We start from the raw sequence: 13,487 nt of genomic DNA on the forward strand, positions 1-13,487 counted from the left end.
GCTTCAGCAATAACCTGAAACGATTATACGGACCAATTGCGCCTGATTCTCAAGAAATGCCTGCGACAGATTGCGCCGGGTGCAGGCAGATGCCCTATCGGCGGCTCGGTCAGCGGCTCAGTGCGAGCTTCAAACCGAAGCCCAACAGGCTCACGCCAGCCAGCCGCTCCAGGACCAGGCCCACACGCGGCCGGGCACGCAACCTGTCGACCATGCGCCGCGTGAGCAGTACGAGGACGACGCCGTAGCACAAGGTCAGCAATGCGACTGTCACGGCCATGACCGCGAACGTCAGCAACCCCTGGTGACGGGCCGGATCGATGAACAGCGGGAAGAAAGCCATGTAGAACACGATGGCCTTGGGGTTGAACAGGGTGATGACGGCGGTCTGCCGCAGGTAGTGGCCGGCGGTGATGGTCACTGCCGGAGCACTGCCGGGCTTGGCCAGCAGCATGCGTAGACCAAGCCATGCCAGATAGGCTGCACCCAGCCACTGCACCGCGTGGAAGGCCGTGGGATAGGACGCCAACAGTGCCGCTACTCCGGCCACGGCCAGCCACATCAACACCTGATCACCAAGAATTATGCCCAGCGTGGATGCCAGACCACCGCGCACGCCACCCTTGGTGGTCGAGGTGATCAGCGCCAGGTTGCCAGGTCCGGGAATCATCAGCAGCACGATGAAAGCCATGACAAAAGCGCCGTAATCGGTGATGCCAAACATCCTGCTACCCCAAGACCCAACTGTTTCATGTAACAAGGACAACCTGAGCTGCCATTGCTGTTTTCCCATGCCCTCGACAACGTTCCTGGAACGATCCAGGCTCGTGATCAGCGCCAGACATTCTCGCAATCGCGCCATGCGACCGGCACGGCGCACAGGATACAGCAAGCCTGTCCATGCACCCCAGGCTCGACACGCAGGAACCTGCGACCACGTGCCCCCCCTCTAGCGAATCAGTGGCAGCACAACCCCGCCTGCCGCCACCAGCAAGACGACCGCAAGAGGCGGCGCCTTCCAGACGCTGAGAACCAGCAGGCCGAGCCCAACCAGAACCACGTCGTAAACATCGAAAACGGCGTGGGTCCAGAGCGGATCGAACAAGGCAGCAGCCAACAGCCCGACCACCGCGGCATTGGCGCCACGCATCGCCGCCCGCACGACAGCCTGTTTGCCCAGCTCGCTCCAGAACGGCAGTACACCCACCAGCAACAGGAACCCCGGCAGGAAAATCGCCACGAGACCAAGAGCAGCCATCACGAAACCGCCGGGGACCGGCTCCATGGTCACCCCCAGGTACGCGGCAAAGGTGAACAACGGCCCAGGCAGCGCTTGAGCGGCACCATAGCCGGCAAGAAATACGTCATCCGACACCCAACCCGGCGCGACCACTTCGGCCTGCAGCAATGGCAGGACGACGTGCCCGCCACCAAAGACCAATGAAGCCGAGCGGTAAAATGCATCGAAAACGAACAGCGCCGGACTATCGACTATCACAGCGACGAGAGGAAGTCCGACAAGCAATAGCAGGAAGGTGAAGAGGCAAAGCCCTGCACACACCCGAGAAATCCCGAACGAAAGCACAGCAGGCTCGCTAACCAACAGTCCCCGACACAGTGCCAGGCCGGCGAGCACGCCAAACCCAATGGCCGCTACCTGCCCCACAACACCCGCCGCCAAGACCGCAATCAACGCAGCACCCAGCGCGATACCCACGCGCTGCCAGTCAGGTGTCAGTGTCCTGGCCATCCCCCATACCGCGTGCGCCACGATGACGACCGCGACGAGCTTCAAACCCTGCAACAGCCCCTCAGCGAACCACCCGGAACTCGTTGGAGCCAGCAACGCAAATACGACCAGTAACAACGCAGATGGCAAGGTAAACGCCGCCCAGGCGGCCAGCGCGCCCAGCGGCCCACCGCGCAGCAGGCCGAGTGCAAAACCGACCTGGCTCGAGGTCGGGCCTGGCAGGAATTGGCAGAGCGCGACGAGATCGGCATACCCCTCTTCCGAAAGCCACTTGCGGCGCACCACCAGCTCATCCCGGAAATAACCGAGATGGGCAATCGGCCCGCCGAATGCGCTCAGCCCCAGCTTGAGAAAGACCCTGAACACGTCGCCAGGCGCCCCCTTTCCCCATGCGCTCATTTGCTCGGAAAACTCCTTCACCACAGCCTCAAGGCTAAAAGAACATAAGGGCGGAAAGCGGCCTCGCAAAGCAGGTGCTGATCCCCCATAAACTCTACAAGCACGCCCTATACCCGAATTTCATGACAAGGATAGCGATGCCATGGCCGGCCACCTGCTCGGCCAGAACACGACAAAGCACAGGATCACGCCAACCTTAGTCATCAAGAGAAAACATGAACACGCCAGCACACCATGACCGCCTCAAGACGGTCATGGCCGTGGCCAATGCAGGGTATCCATGCGCCCACTAGAAAGGCGCACCCGGGAAGACATACGTCACGCCATCGGCGATGCCTGCACCGCGCAGCTCAACGGGAAACGCGAGGGGCTTCAGCGACGGGCAATCGACACCTGAAGCGGGAGCATCACGATACCTGCTTCGCTCAAGGCACAAAGCTGAAGAACAGATACACCGCAAAAATCACCAGATGCACGATGCCTGGCTGCACCGTGGTCTTGCCCGTGCGGAGAGTCAGCGCCACCACGAACAGCGACAGCACCAGCATGACCGAAGACGCCCCATCCAAGCCCAGTTGCAGTGGCCAGCCCATGTAGCTGGCCAGCAGCGCCACAGCCGGAATGGTCAGGCCAATGCTGGCAATGGCCGAACCAATCGCCAGGTTCAGACTGGATTGCAAACGATTGGCCGAGGCATTGCGCAGGGCGGCCCCGAACTCCGGCAGCAACACGATCGCAGCAATGATGATACCCAGCGTGGCAGCCGGCGCCCCCCAACGCCCCAGCAGCGCCTCCAGCGTGGGGGAAATGGCCTTGGCACTCAGCACCACCGCCGCCAGCGATACCAGCAGCAAGCCCAGACTCATCCAGGTCGTGCCGGCAGTGGGTGGCGCAGCGTGTTCCTCCTCGGGGTCCTGGCCAGGCACAGGTACGGGCACAAAATAGTCGCGATGCCCCATGGTCTGAAAAAAGGTGAAGGCCACAAAGAGCACCAGCGTGGCCACTGCCACAAAACTCAACTGAAACGCGGTGTAAGTACCATCCGGGCTACTGCCCAGGTAGTTGGGCAGCACCATGGCCAGCACGATGATCACGGTCATCGTGCACAAGGCATCGGTCATGCCTTCAACATGGAATTTCTGTACGCGGTGCCTGCGCCCGCCCACTACCAGGCACAAGCCGATGATCCCATTAAGGATGATCATCACCGCGGCGAAAATCGTATCGCGCGGCAAGGCCAGGGCATCTGCCGGATCACCCGAGAGCATCATGGATACGATCAGTGCCACCTCGATCGTGGTGATGGACAACGCCAGCACCAGCGTGCCGAAAGGCTCACCCACCTTGTGCGCGATCACCTCCGCGTGGTGTACGGCGGCGATCACACTGCCCAATAAACCCATGCACAACAACGGCACAAGGCCAGGCATGTCTGGCATCGACACATACAACAGCAAAAAGACCCAACTGGCCGCCGGTACGGCCCATGTCCAAATGGGATTCTGGGGAATGGTGGCTGATGTCATGCGCTGTCCTTGTTATGAGCCCCGCGGTATGCGGCAAGCTACAAAACGGCTCGCGGGTAACACCTGAAAGACTTGCCGGGCTGCCTCTGCAGTCAGGCCACCACTCCGTAATCCTTATCATCGACCGAGGTGGCAAATTCTTCCATGCGCGTAATCAAGCCGTTTTCCACAGTGTAAACCTGCACCCATTTTTGGGCCATGGCGCCCTCTCGGCCTGCCATGGTGAATCTCTCCTCACCCAGGGCGATCACCATCTGACCGTCCTGCACGATTTGCTTAACGCGAAAATAATCCATCTGCATGGTGGTGAAGTTGATTTCGAAAAACTGCTGTACGCCTTTCCGGCCCACAAAGCGCATGGACGGCAGTTTTTGCGTGCCATGGTGAATCCACACGGTGTCTTCAGACACCGTACTCACCGCCGCCGCGACATCCTGGTCAGCAAACGCCGCAAACATTTTTTCGACAACGGTTTTTTCGGGGGTACGCATGTTCACGCTCCACAGAGATTGATCGCGCGTCAATCATGAGCAGCGTCACCCCGGCATGCACTCACACACTTGATAGCGACAGCACGAACAGGCCCTCATTAGGCTTGCTCTGCCAGTAGGGATGAGGCGGGGTGCGATGCGTTGCCCGGCAGGCTGCGAGCAGTCTGCTCACGATGCTGCACACCCCATTCGGCCATGCTGACAATCACTCCCTCCAGTTGCCTGCCTGAGTCGGTCAGCTCATACAGGCGTGCCGTGCGGGAAGCAGTGTTCACGGGCACGCGGGTCACTACACCGTTGATCTCCAGCTCGCGCAGCTCTCTGGCCAACATGCGAGGCGTCAGACCATTGAGCAGCCGCTCCATTTCATTGAAGCGGCGCGGGCCAAGCAACAGGGTACACACGATAGCCAGTTTCCATTTGCCGCTGACCACGTTCAACGCATCTTTGATGGCCATTACAAATGCCACCTTGCAGGCATCTTCCTCCGACGTAATTCGATTCATAACCCCTCATTAATCCAATACTGAAGAAGCGAGAACCCGATGATTCTGATCACAGGCGCCACCGGACAACTGGGTACTGCCGTCGTCACACAATTGCTACGACAGTCGGCCCTGGGCAAATTCACCCTCTTTGTTCGTGACAGGAGCAAGGCACAGGCCTACATCGATCAGGGCATTCCCGTCAGAGTGGGCGACTTTGATGATCCCGCCTCCTTGCCACAGGCCTTTGCAGGCATCAGCAAGCTGCTGCTGATTTCCAGCCGCTCCATAGAACGCGCACGACAACAGAAACAGGTGGTGGATGCCGCCGTGCATGCAGGTGTACGCCATATCGTCTACACCGGCCTGGCCATCCAGGACATTGCGACATCGCATACCAACGATCTGATGCAAAGCCACTTTGACACAGAAGCTCATATTCGTGCCTCGGGCGTTGCCTACACCTTCCTGCGCAACACCATGTACGCCGATGCCCTGCCCGAGATCATCGGTGATGGCTGGTCGCGGCACGGCATCAACCTGCCTGGCGGCGATGGCCAGGTACCGTACGCCCTGCGCAGGGAAATGGGTGAGGCAACTGCCAACCTTCTGCTACAGGATGACCATGCCATGCGAACCTATGACATCACCGGCTGCGGCAGCCACACTTACCTGGATGTGGCAGATGCCCTGGGCAGCCTGACCGGCCAGACCGTGTCTTATACCGATATATCCGAGCAAGCCTTTGCCCAGCACCTACAGGCCGCCGGCTTGCCCGATTTCCTGATCTACCTGAGCACAAGCACGGTACGGGATGTGAAGGATCACCAGTACGAACTGCGCAGCGATGCCTTGCGCAAACTGCTCGGACGCGAGCCTGCCGGGCTTGAGCAGATGATCAAAGAAGTATTTGCCTTGTAAGCACTGCCCAATCCCGCAAACCTGTGCACTGGCCGTGGGTATGCCAAGCCTGGACCACCGCCTGCGTTTTTCATGCGCCGAAACAGTGCGCCTGAAGCCAACGCACAGCCTATGGGTGCGCCGTCGAAGGCCGATTCAAGCATTGGCTGAAGGCGAAGTACTCTTGCATTGAGTATCGCGATTTCGCAAAAAACAAAGCCCGCAATCATGCGGGCTTTGTTTTGTTTACACGCTGTAGAACGAGCTACAGCACTGGGGGCATCACTCCCACTCGATGGTCGCTGGCGGCTTGCTCGACACGTCGTAGGTGACGCGAGAAATGCCTTCGATCTCGTTGATGATGCGGTTGGAAACCTTCTCCAGCAGCTCGTAAGGCAGGTGCGCCCAACGCGCGGTCATGAAGTCGATGGTTTCCACCGCACGCAGGGCGACGACCCAGGCGTAGCGACGGCCATCACCGACCACGCCAACCGATTTCACCGGCTGGAATACCACGAAGGCCTGGCTGGTCTTGTGGTACCAGTCGAAGTTGCGCAGCTCTTCGATGAAGATATGGTCGGCGCGACGCAGGATGTCGGCGTACTCCTTCTTCACTTCGCCGAGGATGCGCACGCCCAGGCCCGGGCCCGGGAACGGGTGGCGGTAAACCATGTCGTAGGGCAGGCCCAGCTCCAGGCCGATCTTGCGCACTTCATCCTTGAACAGTTCGCGCAGCGGCTCGACCAGTTTGAACTGCATGTCGTCCGGCAGGCCACCGACGTTGTGGTGCGACTTGATCACGTGGGCCTTGCCGGTCTTGGCGCCAGCCGACTCGATCACGTCCGGGTAGATGGTGCCCTGGGCGAGGAATTTCACGTCCTGCAGCTTGGTGGCTTCCTGATCGAACACTTCGATAAAGCTGCCACCGATGATCTTGCGCTTCTGCTCCGGGTCGCTGACGCCAGCCAGGCGACCGAGGAACAATTCTTCGGCATTGGCACGGATAACTTTCACGCCCATGTTCTCGGCGAACATCGCCATCACCTGGTCGCCTTCGTGCAGGCGCAGCAGGCCGTTGTCGACGAACACGCAGGTCAGTTGATCGCCAATGGCCTTGTGCAGCAGCGCCGCGACCACCGAGGAATCGACACCGCCGGACAGACCCAGCAGTACCTTGTTGCTGCCAACCTGGGCGCGTACGGTGGCGATGGCGTCTTCGACGATATTGGCGGCAGTCCACAGCGCTTCGCAGCCGCAGATGTCGAGGATGAAGCGCGAAAGGATGCGACCGCCCTGCTTGGTGTGGGTCACTTCCGGGTGGAACTGCACGCCGTAGTAGCCACGGGTGTCGTCGGCCATGGCGGCGATCGGGCAGCTCGGGGTGCTGGCGAGCACATGGAAGCCGGCCGGGATCTCGGTGACCTTGTCGCCGTGGCTCATCCACACATCGAGGCCGAACACACCGTCATTGCCCATATGGTCTTCGATGCCGTCGAGCAGGCGGCTCTTGCCGACCACGTCGACACGGGCGTAGCCGAACTCGCGCAGGTCGGAGCCCTGGACGCGACCGCCCAGTTGCTCGGACATGGTCTGCATGCCGTAGCAGATGCCGAACAGCGGCACATTCAGGTCGAACACCGCCTGCGGCGCACGCGGGCTGTTGGCCTCGTGCACCGACTCAGGCCCGCCCGCGAGGATGATACCGCGCGGCGCGAAAGCACGAACGGCGTCGTTATCCATGTCGAACGGATGGATTTCGCAGTACACGCCGATCTCGCGGACACGGCGAGCGATCAACTGGGTGTACTGGGAACCGAAGTCCAGAATCAGGATGCGGTGGGCGTGAATGTCGTGGGCCATGGCCGTCTCTCGTAGCGGAGTTCACAAATGACGCGGGGCTGAAAGCAGCCCCGTGTTACCTCAATATCAAAAACCGATTTGCCACGTCGCGAGCGCAGAGCCGGCAAAGCGGAGAGAAACGAGAAAGCGGAGTTGACTGCAGCCAATGAGCATTTCGAGTTTTTCTCCAACGCCGCCGGATCAAGCGCAGCAGCGGCAAATCGATTTTCAGCCAACCCGGTAGTTGGGCGCTTCTTTGGTGATCTGTACGTCGTGGACGTGCGACTCGGCCATGCCGGCGCCGGTGATGCGCACGAACTCGGGCTTGGTGCGCATTTCCTCGACGGTGGCGCAGCCGGTGTAACCCATGGAAGCACGCAGGCCGCCCATCAACTGGTGAACGATGGCGCTCATCGCACCCTTGTATGGCACGCGACCTTCGATGCCTTCCGGCACCAGCTTCTCGGCACCGGCCGAGGAATCCTGGAAGTAACGGTCGGAGGAGCCTTGCGCCTGCGCCATCGCGCCCAGCGAGCCCATGCCGCGGTAGGCCTTGTAGGAACGGCCCTGGAACAATTCGACTTCGCCCGGCGCTTCTTCGGTACCGGCCAGCATCGAGCCGATCATCACGGCGGAAGCGCCGGCAACGATGGCCTTGGACAGGTCACCGGAGAAGCGAATGCCACCGTCGGCAATCAACGGCACGCCGGTGCCTGCCAGGGCAGCCGCTACATTGGCGACAGCGGAAATCTGCGGCACGCCGACACCGGCCACGATGCGCGTGGTGCAGATCGAGCCTGGGCCGATCCCGACCTTGACGCCATCGGCACCAGCTTCGACCAGCGCCTTGGCAGCGTCACCCGTGGCGATGTTGCCACCGATCACCTGGACTTCCGGGAAGTTCTCCTTGACCCAGCGCACGCGGTCGATCACGCCCCGGGAGTGGCCGTGAGCGGTGTCGACGATGATCACATCGACGCCAGCGGCGACCAATGCGGCAACGCGGTCACCGGTATCGGCACCGGTGCCGACGGCGGCGCCAACGCGCAGGCGGCCCTGGTCATCCTTGCTGGCCAGCGGGTAGGCCTTGGCTTTTTCGATGTCGTTGACGGTCATCATGCCCTTGAGGCGGTACTGGTCGTCGACGATCAGCACACGCTCGATGCGGTGCTTGTGCAGCAGGGCACGTACGGTGTCCTTGTCGGCGCCTTCCTTGACAGTGACCAGACGCTCTTTCGGCGTCATCACTTCGCGGACCAGGGCATCCAGGCGATTCTCGAAACGCACGTCACGGGAGGTGACAATACCGACCAGGTCGCCATTGCTCAGTACGGGCACACCGGAGATGTTGTGCTGGTGGGTCAGTTCGAGCAGGTCACGCACGGTGGCGTCGGCTTCGATGGTGATCGGGTCCTTGACCACGCCCGCCTCGAACTTCTTGACCTTGCGCACTTCCGTGGCCTGCTGCTCGACGGTCATGTTCTTGTGGATGATGCCGATGCCGCCTTCCTGGGCCATGGCGATGGCCAGGCGTGCTTCCGTGACAGTGTCCATGGCTGCGGACAGCAGCGGGATATTCAACTCGATACCACGGGTCAGGCGAGTCTTGAGACTCACGTCCTTGGGCAGGACTTCGGAATAACCGGGGATGAGGAGGACGTCGTCGAAAGTCAGAGCTTCTTGGCTGATGCGCAGCATGGCGGGGGCTCCCAGGCGGGAAAAAGGAAGCGCGGCATTATACCCAGACAGCCCCTTCTCCTCAACGTAAAGTAACGAATGGAATGAGAGATTTCCGCCGCCGCGCGGCGCGTGCTCATGTCATCAGGTAGCGCAGCAGCAATGCGATGCCACTGGCCAGCACCAGCCAGGTCACCAGCCGCACGAACGCCTCGCGCGACATGTTCAGGGTCAGATGGCGCCCGATCCACAGCCCGACCGCCATGGCCGGCACCAGACAGGCGGCCAGCACCAGCATCGACAGGTCGGCATAGACGCCGGCAATCAGGAATAACGTCAGGCGTAACAGGGTACTGCAGGTAATCAGCGCGCTCTGTGTCGCCCGCGCCTGCGCCGTCGAGTCCAGGCGCGCATTCAGGTAAAGGACATAGAGGAAGCCGCCGCTGCCGAACAAGGCGCCGAACAGGCCGCCGACCATGCCCGTCGGGATGGCCCAGGCCTGGACCAGTGTCCGCGGCCTGGCCCTCACCGCCAGGCTGTAGACCGCATAGGCCGTGACGAATACGCCCATCGCCAGCAACAGCAGATCGGACTTCAGGCTGAGCAGGAACGCCACGCCCAACGTGCACCCCACTGCCATGCACGGCAGCAGCCAACACAACTCGCCCCGCGCTACCGCCTTGCGGGCCGGCAACCAGCTCCCGGAGGCCGCGACGAAATCCAGCAACACCAACAACGGGATGATCGTGGACAAAGGCATGAAATGCAGCAGCACCGGCGCCGCCACCAACGCCGTACCGAACCCGGCGATGCCGAACACCACATAGGCCAGGGCAATGCCCAGCACGATCATCAGCCAACCGAGCGGAGAAAAGGCCAGCGAGTCCAGCAACACGGTCAGGCTCATGGAACGGTACATCCTTGGACAGCAGGGAATGCGCTGCACTCTAGCCAGGCACGAGCCATGCGACCAATATGATAAGAGCCCCCAAGCCATCTCATTAAGGCATGCCTCATGATTTCCACGCGGCAACTGCGCTACTTCGTCGAAATCGCCGAGACCGGCAGCTTCAGTGCAGCGGCCGAACGCCTGTTCGTCGCCCAATCAGCCCTGAGTCGACAGATCAAGGAGCTGGAAGCACTGCTGCAGACGCCCCTGTTCACTCGCACCGCACGCCAGCCAATCCTGACCGAGGCCGGCCAGGCCTTCCTCCTGCGCGCGCGGGGCCTGCTGATCGATCTGGAGAAAGCCGCTGCCCAGGCGCGGGAAATCGGCCAGGGCCAGCGCGGCACCTTGCGCCTCAATCACTCCAGCACCGTGCCCCTGAGTGGTCGCCTGCTCGATGCCCTGACCGACTACCTGAACGCCTGCAGCGGCGTGCGCATGGAAATCGCCCAGCAGCCATCGGAAATCCAGCTGCAGGAACTCGCGGAGCGACGCCTGGATATCGGCCTGCTGCGCCTGCCCGTACTGCGCCAGCAGGAGGGTGTGCAGTTGTTCCCGCTGTTCAGCGAGCCCCTGCTGCTGGCCGTCGCCGCGCACCATCCACTGGCCGAGGCGAGCAGCGTGCATCTGGCCGAGCTGGCAAACGAGCCCTTCATATCCATCCCTCACCCACAACGGGGCGGCCTCAGCTACCTGTCAGCAGAGCTGTGTACGCGTGCAGGTTTCTATCCGAAGGCCGCGCGGGTCGTGTCGCGCAAAACGACACAACTGCAACTGATCCAGGCAGGGTTCGGCGTGGCCTTGCTCCCCATGAGCATGACCGCCATCGCCCCAGCCGACGTACGCCTGGTTGCCCTTGCGGATGCGCATTGCCACACCACCGTCGCCCTCGCCTGCCGGCAGGACGATACGCCGCTGGTCACCCAGTTCGTCGCACAGTTCCGCGAGGCCGTTGGGCCTGACGAAGGCTCAACGCTGGACGCGTACCACCGCCAGCGCAAAACCCAGGCGCTCGGCAAACGCCGTTAGGAATGCCTCGGTGAACACGGCGTCAGCCCAGCCATTGAAGATGAACCCCAGGTTGGAGAAGGCGCAGGGTTGCAGGAACAGAAAACCATTGATGTCGTCTTCATGGCCACATTCGGGGCAGATGAAGTTATCCGTACGGGCGGGAAACCACTCCTCCAGGCTATCGAACAGGGCCTCGCCGATCTCCTGTCGGCACTCCGGGCAACCGGCCTCCTCAAGAAAGTCAGCAGTCGGGGTATAGATGCAGCGCTTGTCGATGATCTCCAGGCCGTTGACCGCCTCGCCATAGGGCAGGCGTTCCGGGTGCCGAACCACGCGCCGGGCACCTGGACCGATGGCGTAGGCCATGCCATTGCCACCCAGGCCACAGGTACTGGGCAGCGCTGCGACGACCTCTTGCTTGACCAGCCAGTTCAGCAGCGCACGTCCGCGCGTCGCGGGGTCCGGCAAGGTGGAAATACGGGGGACGAGGATCAACTGGTCGGCGGACATGGGCAGGCTCGGGAAATCTTGGGTCCATTCACCACGCGGCTGCGGCGGCGAAACATCGGCGCAAGAGTTTACTCCAGCGGCCCCGCCCCAGGCGTACAACGCACAACGCTCCCGTCGGCTCAGCAGCCAGGCGCCGGCTCGTGCAGATTGTTCAGCGGCACCCAACCACTGCCCAAACCGTCTTCGCGCACGCACCATAGCCAGCCGTCGAGCTGCCGGGAACCGCACACGATTTCCCCTATATCCACATCCAGCTCCCTGGCGGTGTAGTCCTCCAGGGCGATGGCAGCAGTCGCTCCGCGGCGATCGAGAACCTGCGCCGGCACCCAACCACCCTGCTGGCCCAAGGTGGTACAGAAATACCAATTGTCCCAACCTTCCGGCCCGATATAGGCCTCGCCCACCTCGAGTTCGGCGCCACGGGCAAACGTGATGGGCTGCGGGTACTCACTGCGATGGGTGTGGCTGACCCGGTACTTCATTGGAAACCCCAGGTGTTCAAGCCAGGCATTGGCTACGGCGAATCTGCCGCGCCAGCAGTTGGTCGTACGTCCAGTTGAACACCAGCGTGTAAGGCAGGAAGAACAGCAGCAAGCCTATATCCAGCAGGAACGCCTCCCACAGGCTGATCGACAGCCACCAGGCCGCCAGCGGGACGATGGTGAAAAGCAAGCCGAGCTCGAACAGCCCTGCGTGGCTGATCCGCGCCCACAGGCCACGGTGGAACCCATAGCGCAGCTGTGCGCGGTCGAACAGCCAGTTGAACAGCATGTTCCAGAGCATTGCCACCAGCGACACCATCAGCGTCAGGGCCCCCATCTGCAACAAGGGACGGTCCATCACCCAGGCCAGCACCGGTGCGCAGATGAGCAATGCCAGCCCCTCGAACGCCAGGGCATGGACCAGACGCTGGCGAGGCGTCTTGTTCAGCAGTTGCTGGGTGATATCCATGAAACCAATCTCGCTGTAGTGATAAACCGGCGTTATGATCATCGGGAAACACGCGAGACAAAAGTTAACTACCATCGGGAAAACCGATATGTCCATTTCCCCCGACGCACTCCAGGCATTCGCCCAGGCCGCTGCTACCGGCTCGTTCAGCGCAGCCGCCCGGCGCCTGGGCAAGAGCCAGTCGACGCTCAGCGAAGCGATTGCCCGTCTGGAGATCGACCTGGGCGTCACCCTGTTCGAGCGCGGCGCCCGCCACCTCAACCTGACGCCTGCCGGTCAGCATCTGCTGGCACGCGCCGAGGCGATCCTGGTAGCCACGGACCGTCTGCAGCAATCGGCGGCCCAACTGGCCAGCGGCCTGGAAAGCAAAATCACCCTGGTGCTCTCCGATGCATACCAACCCGCCCAGTACGAAGCCCGCCTGGAGGAACTGGACCAACGCTACCCGGACCTGGAATTCGAGTGCCTGATCGCCGAGCAGGCCGACGTGCTCGATCTGGTCCGCCAGGGCCGTGCCGACCTAGGCATGCTCGCCGCACGCGCTAGCTACCCGCCGGAACTGGGTCATGGTCGCTGTGCCGCCGGTGGCGAATTCGCCCTGTTCGCCGCCTCCAATCATCCGTTGAGCCAACTGAGCAGCGTGGGCCTGCCGGACCTGGCTCACTGGCGCATCCTGCGGTTGAGCACCCTGGTGCAAAGCGATACCGCCGTGGACGACCTGCCCAATGAAGGCGGACGCTGCTGGTCCGCGCCCAACTACCTGTTGTTGCTGGGCATGGCCGTACAAGGCCTCGGCTGGGCGGCCTTGCCGCGCGCCCTGGTCCAGGACTTCGCCCACGGCCAGCTGCGCGAGCTGCCTGTGCTGGGCTGGCCGCGCCAGGTTCCCGTGGACCTGGTCTGGTCACGCCAGCGCGGGCTCGGCCCCGCCGGCTCCTGGCTACTGGAGCGCCTGCAATCGGCTACCAACGGTTCCGCCCGAACGCCAGGCGGCCTATGATGGCG

General features: G+C 62.0%; 14 protein-coding genes. 3 read left to right on the top strand and 11 right to left on the bottom strand.

Features of this window, described 5'->3' with window-relative positions:
- Nucleotides 1-109: 109 nt before the first annotated feature.
- The 5 genes from ACWPW0_RS17575 to ACWPW0_RS17595 all read right to left on the bottom strand — a co-directional run bounded on the left by ACWPW0_RS17575 (nt 110) and on the right by ACWPW0_RS17595 (nt 4,624).
- Nucleotides 110-724, bottom strand: coding sequence for a LysE family transporter (locus tag ACWPW0_RS17575; protein ID WP_454256027.1), 615 nt, complete (start codon nt 722-724; stop codon nt 110-112).
- Between the two features lie 225 nt (nt 725-949).
- Nucleotides 950-2,149 (bottom strand): chromate efflux transporter, encoded by a 1,200-nt coding sequence (gene chrA, locus ACWPW0_RS17580; RefSeq protein ID WP_454256760.1) that lies wholly within the window; start codon nt 2,147-2,149, stop codon nt 950-952.
- 425 nt (nt 2,150-2,574) lie between these two features.
- Nucleotides 2,575-3,579, bottom strand: a complete 1,005-nt coding sequence (locus ACWPW0_RS17585) for a calcium:proton antiporter (RefSeq protein WP_454256028.1) — start codon at nt 3,577-3,579, stop codon at nt 2,575-2,577.
- Between the two features lie 188 nt (nt 3,580-3,767).
- Nucleotides 3,768-4,166 (bottom strand): nuclear transport factor 2 family protein, encoded by a 399-nt coding sequence (locus ACWPW0_RS17590; protein WP_454256029.1) that lies wholly within the window; start codon nt 4,164-4,166, stop codon nt 3,768-3,770.
- 98 nt (nt 4,167-4,264) lie between these two features.
- The gene (locus ACWPW0_RS17595) at nt 4,265-4,624 is read right to left on the bottom strand and encodes a winged helix-turn-helix transcriptional regulator (RefSeq protein WP_454256030.1); all 360 of its coding nucleotides are present in this window, start codon (nt 4,622-4,624) and stop codon (nt 4,265-4,267) included.
- An 87-nt stretch (nt 4,625-4,711) separates the two neighbouring features.
- Between ACWPW0_RS17595 and ACWPW0_RS17600 the strand changes: the two genes are divergently transcribed.
- Complete coding sequence (locus tag ACWPW0_RS17600; RefSeq protein WP_454256031.1) at nt 4,712-5,572, top strand: SDR family oxidoreductase; 861 nt, start codon at nt 4,712-4,714, stop codon at nt 5,570-5,572.
- Nucleotides 5,573-5,833: 261 nt separating this feature from the next.
- Here ACWPW0_RS17600 and guaA read toward each other — a convergent pair whose 3' ends face one another.
- From guaA to ACWPW0_RS17615, 3 genes are all read right to left on the bottom strand, one after another.
- Complete coding sequence (gene guaA, locus ACWPW0_RS17605) at nt 5,834-7,411, bottom strand: glutamine-hydrolyzing GMP synthase (protein ID WP_454256032.1); 1,578 nt, start codon at nt 7,409-7,411, stop codon at nt 5,834-5,836.
- Nucleotides 7,412-7,618: 207 nt separating this feature from the next.
- Nucleotides 7,619-9,088: an IMP dehydrogenase gene (gene guaB, locus ACWPW0_RS17610; RefSeq protein WP_447593441.1), complete on the bottom strand. Its 1,470-nt coding sequence runs from the start codon at nt 9,086-9,088 to the stop codon at nt 7,619-7,621.
- A gap of 115 nt (nt 9,089-9,203) precedes the next feature.
- Entirely contained in the window at nt 9,204-9,959 is a 756-nt protein-coding gene (locus ACWPW0_RS17615; protein ID WP_454256761.1) for a sulfite exporter TauE/SafE family protein, read from the bottom strand.
- Between the two features lie 123 nt (nt 9,960-10,082).
- On the opposite strand from ACWPW0_RS17615, the gene ACWPW0_RS17620 reads away from it, so the two are divergent.
- A complete protein-coding gene (locus ACWPW0_RS17620) occupies nt 10,083-11,042 on the top strand; it encodes a LysR family transcriptional regulator (protein ID WP_454256033.1) in 960 nt (319 codons plus the stop codon).
- Here ACWPW0_RS17620 and ACWPW0_RS17625 read toward each other — a convergent pair.
- The 3 genes from ACWPW0_RS17625 to ACWPW0_RS17635 all read right to left on the bottom strand — a co-directional run bounded on the left by ACWPW0_RS17625 (nt 10,983) and on the right by ACWPW0_RS17635 (nt 12,485).
- Nucleotides 10,983-11,534: a sugar ABC transporter ATPase gene (locus ACWPW0_RS17625; RefSeq protein ID WP_454256034.1), complete on the bottom strand. Its 552-nt coding sequence runs from the start codon at nt 11,532-11,534 to the stop codon at nt 10,983-10,985. The two genes, ACWPW0_RS17620 and ACWPW0_RS17625, sit on opposite strands and share 60 nt — an antisense overlap.
- A 119-nt stretch (nt 11,535-11,653) precedes the next feature.
- Nucleotides 11,654-12,016: an SH3 domain-containing protein gene (locus ACWPW0_RS17630; RefSeq protein ID WP_454256035.1), complete on the bottom strand. Its 363-nt coding sequence runs from the start codon at nt 12,014-12,016 to the stop codon at nt 11,654-11,656.
- A 16-nt stretch (nt 12,017-12,032) separates the two neighbouring features.
- Nucleotides 12,033-12,485, bottom strand: a complete 453-nt coding sequence (locus tag ACWPW0_RS17635; protein WP_454256762.1) for a multidrug/biocide efflux PACE transporter — start codon at nt 12,483-12,485, stop codon at nt 12,033-12,035.
- 88 nt (nt 12,486-12,573) lie between these two features.
- Here ACWPW0_RS17635 and ACWPW0_RS17640 point away from each other — a divergent pair, with 88 nt between their 5' ends.
- Complete coding sequence (locus tag ACWPW0_RS17640) at nt 12,574-13,482, top strand: LysR family transcriptional regulator (protein WP_447593448.1); 909 nt, start codon at nt 12,574-12,576, stop codon at nt 13,480-13,482.
- Nucleotides 13,483-13,487 lie beyond the last annotated feature (5 nt).

This window comes from Pseudomonas sp. Marseille-Q8238, from assembly GCF_965111915.1.